Source organism: Flavobacterium sp., from assembly GCF_044368995.1.
Lineage (GTDB): Bacteria > Bacteroidota > Bacteroidia > Flavobacteriales > Flavobacteriaceae > Flavobacterium.
Map to the genome: position 1 here is coordinate 1 of NZ_JBIPMS010000073.1, position 8,303 is coordinate 8,303.

Genomic DNA, 8,303 nt, shown 5'->3' on the forward strand with positions numbered 1-8,303 from the left:
TTGTAGAACACGACAAAGATATGATAGTTCGTGCCGATCATGTTATAGATATAGGTCCGAAAGCAGGAAAATATGGCGGACAAATTATTAGCCAAGGCACGCCGGCTGAATTATTAAAAGAAAATACAATTACTGCGCAATACTTGAATGGTAAAATGAAAATTGAAGTACCAAAAACGCGTAGAAAAGGAAACGGAAAATTTTTAAAACTAATTGGTGCAACTGGAAATAACTTAAAAAATGTTTCTATTGAAATTCCTTTAGGGCAATTAATTTGTGTTTCTGGCGTTTCTGGAAGCGGGAAATCCACCTTAATAAATGAAACGCTCTACCCTATTTTAAATACTCATTTTTATAATGCTGTTAAAAAACCTCAACCTTTTAAAAAAATTGAAGGATTAGAACATTTAGATAAGGTTATTGACATTGATCAAAGTCCGATTGGTAGAACACCACGAAGTAACCCAGCAACTTACACCGATGTTTTTTCGGAAATAAGAAGTTTGTTTACATTGACAGCTGAATCACAAATTCGTGGTTACAAACCAGGACGTTTCAGCTTTAATGTAAAAGGTGGACGTTGCGAAACCTGCGAAGGTTCTGGTGTAAGAACCATTGAAATGAGTTTTTTACCTGATGTATATGTTGAATGTGAAACCTGTCAAGGAAAACGTTTTAACAGAGAAACCTTAGAAATTCGTTTCAAAGGGAAATCTATTTCAGATGTTTTGAATATGACGGTTGATGAAGCAGTTGATTTCTTTGAAATGATTCCTAAAATATATCGAAAAGTAAAAACAATACAAGATGTTGGTTTGGGATATATTACATTAGGACAACAAAGCACCACACTTTCTGGTGGAGAAGCACAACGAATAAAATTAGCTGGAGAATTATCTAAAAAAGATACTGGAAACACGTTTTATATTTTAGATGAGCCTACAACTGGTTTACATTTTGAAGACATTCGCATTTTAATGGATGTGATTAACAAATTGGTAGATAAAGGAAATACCGTTCTAATTATTGAACATAATTTAGATGTAATAAAACTAGCCGATTATATTATAGATATTGGCTTAGAAGGCGGAAAAGGTGGCGGAGAAGTATTGTGTAAAGGCACGCCAGAAGAAATTATGAAAAATAATAAAAGTTATACTGCACAGTTTTTGAAAAAAGAATTATCTTAGATAACCTTTTTAAATTAAAAAATTAAAAATATGAGTGGAATATATCAAAATGAAGAAGAAAGAATCCAAGACAAATTAAAACAAAAAACTTGGAATGAAGTAAGAACAAACGATTCTTGGGCAATTTTTAAAATCATGTCAGAATTTGTAAATGGATACGAAACTATGGGAAGAATAGGTCCTTGTGTCTCTATTTTTGGTTCGGCAAGAACAAAACCAGATGATAAATATTATTTACTTGCCGAAAAAATAGCTTATAAAATTTCAAAAGCTGGATACGGAGTCATTACTGGTGGCGGACCTGGTATTATGGAAGCTGGAAACAAAGGCGCACACCTTGGCGGAGGAACATCTGTAGGCTTAAATATTGATTTGCCTTTTGAGCAACATTATAATCCTTATATTGACCGAGATAAAAACTTAAATTTCGATTACTTTTTTGTTAGAAAAGTAATGTTTGTTAAATATTCCCAAGGTTTTGTAGTAATGCCCGGAGGTTTTGGAACATTAGACGAAATGTTTGAAGCCATTACGTTAATTCAAACTAAAAAAATAGCTAAATTTCCAATTATTTTGGTGGGAACTGAATTTTGGTCTGGTTTAATGGATTGGATTCAATCTGTTATGATAGACAAATTTAAAAATGCGGCTGCAGAAGATTTAAAATTATTTAAAATTGTAGATAACGAAGATGAGGTTGTGGAAGCATTAGACAATTTCTATAAAAAATACGAATTGTCGCCTAACTTCTAATCAAATATTTGAAAAAAGTCCTATCTTTTGGATGGGACTTTTTTAATTTATTTTATAAGAAATACCTAAATTATAATTAAAAAACTTACCAAAAGCAAAGGCACTTATAAAATTAAATTTATTCAAACTATAATTTACGGCAATTTCTCCAATATAATTGGTTTTTCTTTTTTCAATTGTATCTAGCAATTGGTTGATTATTTTTTGAGCAGGAAACACCTCTTCAATTGCTCCTTTTTCACCACTAACAACGTAATTAAACATACTGCTATTGACAATAAAACTTCCTAAAATTTCAAATTTTTTAATTTCTTTAGACACAGCTAATTGATAATGAAATGTATCTACAATTCCATTTAAATTATTTATACCTAAATTTCCATATGAAGTATTCACATCTAAAAAATCAAAACTAATGTCTTCTTTAGAATAAAATGACATGGCAGAAATATGAATATTTTTTGGTTCTAAACTCGGAAAATATTGACTGATATTGTGCTTTAAACCAACACCATACACCTGATAATAGCCGCGTTTTAAATTGGTTTTAGTAGAAAAACGACCTGTAAGCTCTGTCCCACTTGGCAAAGCAATTGAAACATCTAAATAAGGATAGTTTATAGTTTCTTGATTTACACCTTTTGGTGTTTTTAACCGAACTTGTTGCCCGTCTAAATCACCTACTAAATAATAAGTATCATCATTTCCAATAGCTGTTGGAACTACAGCTGATGTTTCAGTTCCTTCTAATTTTAAAAATTTAAAATCAGAATTTGCAATTGTAAAACTTCTATCCGATTTTGGAACAAAAAACATATTTCCATGAATTCCTATATTAATTTCCCAATTTTCTTTCTTCTTAGCCGAGTTCATCCAAGCTGATGAAGCTTGATATACCGCTGCATCCGTTGCTGGAATTAAATATTGCTTTGAATACAATAGGGCATCTTCTAAAAGATACCCTATTTGCTCAAATTGTGAAGTTGTTTGTGCAGATCCAAGATTTGAAAATCCAAAAATAAATAGAACTGATAAAGTACTTAACTTTTTCAATTAAGCATCTATTTTAGCATAAGCTGCATTTTTCTCAATAAATTCTCTACGAGGTGGTACTTCATCACCCATTAACATAGAGAAAACACGATCTGCTTCGCCTAAATTATCAATAGTTATTTGGCGGAAAGTTCTAAATTCAGGATTCATTGTAGTTTCCCACAATTGTTCTGCATTCATCTCTCCAAGACCTTTATAACGTTGAATACTTGTACTTCCACCCATTTCCATAGAAATTCTATCACGTTGGTCATCGTTCCAAGCATATTGTTTTTTATTTCCTTTTTTAACCTGATATAAAGGTGGCGCTGCTATATAAACGTGGCCGCCTTCAATTAATTCCTTCATATACCTAAAGAAAAAAGTAAGAATTAAGGTAGAAATGTGAGAACCATCGACATCGGCATCACACATAATAACTACTTTATGGTAACGTAATTTTGATATATTCAAAGCTTTACTATCTTCTTCTGTTCCAACTGTAACGCCTAAAGCAGTAAAGATATTTCTAATCTCTTCGTTTTCAAAAACCTTATGTTGCATCGCTTTTTCCACATTCAAAATTTTACCTCTCAATGGCAAAATAGCTTGAAAAAATCTATCGCGACCTTGTTTTGCGGTTCCACCAGCAGAGTCTCCCTCTACTAAGTAAATCTCACATTTTTCAGGATCTTGCTCAGAACAATCTGATAATTTTCCTGGTAATCCGCCACCGCCCATAACGGTTTTACGTTGTACCATTTCACGTGCTTTTTTGGCTGCATGACGCGCTTGAGCTGCAAGAATAACTTTTTGAACGATGATACGAGCATCATTTGGATTTTCTTCCAAATAGTTTTCAATCATATCACCAACAGCTTGACTTACAGGCGAAACTACTTCTCTGTTTCCCAATTTAGTTTTGGTTTGTCCTTCAAATTGTGGTTCTGCAACTTTTACAGAAATAATTGCTGTTAATCCTTCACGGAAGTCATCTCCAGAAATATCAAACTTTAGTTTGTCTAACATTCCAGAGGCATCTGCATATTTCTTTAACGACCTTGTTAAGCCTGTTCTGAAACCTTGCAAGTGCGTTCCTCCTTCATGTGTATTGATATTATTTACGTAAGAAAAAATATTTTCGGTATAACTGGTGTTGTAAATTAACGCCACCTCAACTGGAATTTCTCCTTTTTCATTATCCATAGAGATTACATGCGAAATAATTGGCTCGCGGTTTCCATCTAAGTAACGAATGTATTCTTTTAAACCTTCATCTGAATGAAAAATTTCACAAACAAAATTTCCGTCCTTATCAAATTCTCTTTTATCGGTAAAAGTAATTGTAATTCCTTTGTTAAGGTAAGATAATTCTCGCATACGCGCTGATAAAGTATCGTAAGAATATTCTATTGTTTGAGTAAATATTGATGGGTCTGGATAAAAAGTTACTATCGTACCTCTTTTTGTGGTTTCTCCAATTTGTTTAACAGGATAAAGTGCTTTTCCTTTTTCATATTCTTGTTCGTATACTTTTCCATCACTACTATGAACAGTTGCTCTTAAATGATTAGACAAAGCATTTACTACAGAAACCCCAACACCGTGCAATCCACCAGAAACTTTATAGGAATCTTTATCGAATTTTCCTCCAGCACCAATTTTAGTCATTACAACCTCTAATGCCGAAACGCCTTCTTTTTTGTGAATACCAACTGGAATTCCACGTCCATTATCTTCTACCGAAATAGAACCATCTTCATTAATATCAACCCGAATCGTATCACAATGGCCACCCATTGCCTCATCAATTGAGTTATCTACAACTTCATAAACTAAATGATGTAGTCCTCGAACGCCAACATCTCCAATATACATAGATGGACGCATTCTTACATGCTCCATTCCTTCTAATGCTTGTATGCTATCGGCTGAATAACTACCTTTTTTATTTTCTTCACTCATAATAATTGTGTTAAATAAACATTTTTATAACAAACAAATATAACGAATGGATTAAAAAAAGCCAAGCTAAAACAGCTGCAAAACACCTTAAGTTATCAACATTTGTTAATTTCTGAAATCATGGCTGAAATGCGCTAAAAAACATCAAAAATGCTATTTTGATGTTTTTAATCCAATCAAAAAATAGTTAAAAATAAAAAAGCGTCTTAAAACGCAAAATAAGAGGTTTGTAAAAATGAAGAAAATACTAAAGTTTACCAAAATGAGAAAAATAAAGTCAAAACTTACAGAATTTCCAAAATTTTATAATTCACCTGATTTACTAAAAACTCAGCTTGTACCTTTTTATGCATCAATTGCACACCTAGAGGAGATTGTGGAGAAATGGCAAAAACAGGTTGATTATCGACTGTTATTTTAGGTAAAGCAGTACAAACAAAAACAGTTAAATGATTGGTTTTAACCAAACTGCCTAACACTACATTGTTGGAAACCTGCGTGATGTCTAATTTAGATAAAATGAATTGTTGTTCTAATGCTTCTTTTAGTTTATTGGCAATTTTTTCTTGTTCGATATGTAATTTTGATAACGTAGTTTCGTGCTTGTCACCTGCCGAAGATTTGGCATCATTTTGCGCATCTTCAGTTAAAGAATGAATTAAATCTTGATAAATATCTATTTTATCTTGAAGTAATAATTGGTAATGTGAAAGTATTTTTTGCTTGAAGTTTGGCATTTGATAATTTATTGGACACTTAATTTAATCATTCGAAATCATTTTTAACGATTAAAAATCAAATTTATAACTCGCACCCCCTAAAATTTGCAAACCCTGTACAGGAAAATTTGCCCAACGGTTATATTGCTGATTGGCTAAATTATTTCCTTTTAAAAAGAAATTTAATCTTTTACTGAATTTATAGCCCACATGTGCATTCAAATCAAAATAACTATCTAATGTTACCACACTTTTATCTAAAATAAATGGAAAAACTGCTGCGTCATTTTGTACACTTATCATATCCTGACGTTCTCCAATAAAAAATAGTTTGGCACCTGCATACCATTTTTCATTTATTTCAACATCTATAAAACTTGCAACTTGAAGTTTTGGTAAATTCCAAGCTTCATTTTGAGTAGTTGTTGTAAACGTATTAAATGTTCCGTTAATTCCAAAAGTAATATTTTTTGTAAAATCTGCTTTTAATTCTCCAAATACGGACAATGTTTTCAAGTCATCATAAACCACATTAAATGAATTCCCAAAAGCATATCCATTTGTGTTTGTTGATAAAAGGTCAAAATAATTTGCTGCAAATAATGCTTTATTATCTTGATTTAAATAAGAGGTTTTCACATTAAATGCTACTGCATTGGCTAATTTTCCTTTTAAACCAACATACAAATCATATTTATTATTAGTTGGAGCAATAAATAACGTTGGCGAAACAAATGGGTTTTCATCTACGAAATCCGCATACGAATTTTGTTGTAAATTTCCTTCTACTCCTGCATAAGCCAATAAAATATCACCTACTAATTTGTAAGACGCTTTTACTTTTGGATAAAAGTATATTTTGTTATTGTTTTCTTGATCTATTATAGACTTAGCATAAAAAACTTTGGCACCAATTTCAACTGACAAATCATCTTGTTGGTATAAAATACTTGGACTAAAACCTAAATTCAATGAAGAATAATTGTACGCCGAATTCATTTGCATTAACCTTCTATCAAAACTTCCGCCTACATAATCCAAAACAAAATCAGTTTTCACTTTTTGATCAGCTACTTTAAAATCAAAATTTGGTTTCACAAAAAACCTGTTTTCAGCTGAGCCATAAGCATCCGAAAAACGTTTGAACTGTAAAGAAGCTTGCTTAAAAAAACTGTCTTTTAAGGTCATTTTTCCACCAATAGCAAGAGTATTGTAGACTTGTTTTTCATCAATTTTATTAACCACAGAGGTATCAAAAAAAGAATAATTTGGTAAACCATACCAATTGATGCCTTGATTTTTAATTCCTAAATCGGCATTCCAGCTAATTTTTCTGGCTTTGCTTCCGTAAGTTGCGTCCAATGCATTTGTGTAAAAATTATTATCTAAAATTACGCCACCAATACCACCTTGAGAGGATAGATGTTGTAGTAATCCGCCTACATAATCGGTTTTACTCAATTGGTGCGTTAAAAACACCTCTGCATTTGCTGTTCCATAATTTCCAGCGCCTAAAGAAACATAATTAGAAAAACCTTTTTCTTGTGTTTCTTTATCCACGTCAGCCGCTTTTCCTTTAGAAGGAATAAATGTTGAGGCTACTGGAAATGAAAAAATTTGAAATTTTATTGGAATTTTTGGCTCCACTATTTCTTGTTCCACAGCTGGTGATTGTTTTATTTTAAATGCATCAGAAATGGTTGGTGTATATGGTTTTACAATATTTACCACTTCACTTCCAATGTTTTCGTCTTTCTTTTGTGAAAAACCAACTTGAAAAGCTGAAAGGACGATGATATTAATAATTAACTTCTTCATATATTTGTTTTATTTAACCGCTAAGACGCTAAGGTTTTCGCTAGGTTTGTAATTTTTGATTCTTTTTACTTTTTACTTAGCCCTTACTTCGTAACTGACGAATTCGTTTTTGCTTCTTCGGCTTTTATTGTTTCTAATTCTGCTTGACATTCTGAAACTACATCTGGGAATTCGGTGAAATTATCGATGATACTTTGTAAAATTTCAGTAGCTTGAAAACTATCGTTTAAACCGTAATAGTTTTTTGCCATCAAAACCAAACTTTTTGCCCCAAAATATTTATAACCTGAATAGGTACTTGAATATTTTTCAACCAATATATTTGATGCTTCAAATTTTTGTTCTTTATGATTAAAATAGGCGTCATAATATAATGCTTCTGCTGCCAATTCACCTTTTGCTATTTTTTGTAATTTAGCGTAAGCTTCTTTTGCTTTTTCGTCGTTATTGGTTTTTATTGCTGAACGTGCTACAATTATTTGTGCATCACTTTTAATATTATCATCTATTTTTTGATTATTTAACACCTTATCTGAATACAATTCTGAATTAGTAAAATCTTGTTTTTCATAATAACACTTCATTAAGTTAGCTTGTGCAAAAGTTGTGTTTTGCGGATATTCCGCAGCTGATTCTAATCGTTTTAAAACTTCAATCGCTAAGTCGCAATTTTTATCTTTCAGATAAATTTCAGATAATCTAACCAAAGCTTGTTCTGTAAATTCGTTTCTAGCTTGCGCAATTACAGACTCGTAATGAGGAATTGCGTTTTTTTCTAATGCATCTGCAAAATACAATTGAGCCAAGTAAAAATGAACTTTTAAAG

At 31.7% G+C, this 8,303-nt stretch carries 6 protein-coding genes and 1 pseudogene; 2 read left to right on the top strand and 5 right to left on the bottom strand.

The window, feature by feature from the left end:
- Both ACIQ2I_RS06235 and ACIQ2I_RS06240 read left to right on the top strand, forming a co-directional pair.
- A pseudogene (locus ACIQ2I_RS06235) lies at window positions 1-1,190 on the top strand (excinuclease ABC subunit UvrA); the annotation flags it as partial.
- Window positions 1,191-1,220: 30 nt separating this feature from the next.
- Complete coding sequence (locus ACIQ2I_RS06240; RefSeq protein WP_396181575.1) at window positions 1,221-1,943, top strand: TIGR00730 family Rossman fold protein; 723 nt, start codon at window positions 1,221-1,223, stop codon at window positions 1,941-1,943.
- A 42-nt stretch (window positions 1,944-1,985) separates the two neighbouring features.
- Here ACIQ2I_RS06240 and ACIQ2I_RS06245 read toward each other — a convergent pair whose 3' ends face one another.
- The 5 genes from ACIQ2I_RS06245 to ACIQ2I_RS06265 all read right to left on the bottom strand — a co-directional run.
- The gene (locus tag ACIQ2I_RS06245) at window positions 1,986-2,996 is read right to left on the bottom strand and encodes a DUF6588 family protein (RefSeq protein WP_396181576.1); all 1,011 of its coding nucleotides are present in this window, start codon (window positions 2,994-2,996) and stop codon (window positions 1,986-1,988) included.
- Window positions 2,997-4,940, bottom strand: coding sequence for a DNA topoisomerase (ATP-hydrolyzing) subunit B (gene gyrB, locus ACIQ2I_RS06250; protein ID WP_396181577.1), 1,944 nt, complete (start codon window positions 4,938-4,940; stop codon window positions 2,997-2,999). It abuts the gene before it with no gap.
- 284 nt (window positions 4,941-5,224) lie between these two features.
- Entirely contained in the window at window positions 5,225-5,677 is a 453-nt protein-coding gene (locus tag ACIQ2I_RS06255; protein ID WP_396181578.1) for a hypothetical protein, read from the bottom strand.
- 51 nt (window positions 5,678-5,728) lie between these two features.
- Window positions 5,729-7,477: a TonB-dependent receptor gene (locus tag ACIQ2I_RS06260; protein WP_396181579.1), complete on the bottom strand. Its 1,749-nt coding sequence runs from the start codon at window positions 7,475-7,477 to the stop codon at window positions 5,729-5,731.
- Between the two features lie 83 nt (window positions 7,478-7,560).
- Window positions 7,561-8,303 (bottom strand): tetratricopeptide repeat protein (locus ACIQ2I_RS06265; protein ID WP_396181580.1); only part of this gene is annotated, 743 nt, incomplete at its 5' end.